1 pseudogene is annotated in these 283 nt (G+C 51.6%); it reads left to right on the forward strand.

The window, feature by feature from the left end:
- Positions 1-56 precede the first annotated feature (56 nt).
- A pseudogene (locus E0L21_RS24855) lies at positions 57-283 on the forward strand (IS4 family transposase); the annotation flags it as partial.

The raw sequence follows: 283 nt of genomic DNA on the forward strand, positions 1-283 counted from the left end.
GGCATAGAAGGTTGTGATCTACTTAGTGTTCCACCAAAAAGTAAGGTCACTCCTCCATGCCTGCTTCACAAGTTTGCCATAAATTTTTCAGCCAGTCCCTGAACTCCATTCATCAGTACCGTAAAAACGCCCTGCCCGATATGACCGTGGCCCTGACGCGTGGTGCTTCGCTTTCTTTTACCGGCATCGGCAGATACCTGCCAGGCCCCGCACGCGTTAAGCACAAGATTAAGCGTGTTGACCGGCACCTCAACAGCGACCTGATGTTCAGTGATATTCCCGC

Source organism: Kosakonia quasisacchari, assembly GCF_004331415.1.
Classification (GTDB): Bacteria; Pseudomonadota; Gammaproteobacteria; order Enterobacterales; family Enterobacteriaceae; genus Kosakonia; species Kosakonia quasisacchari.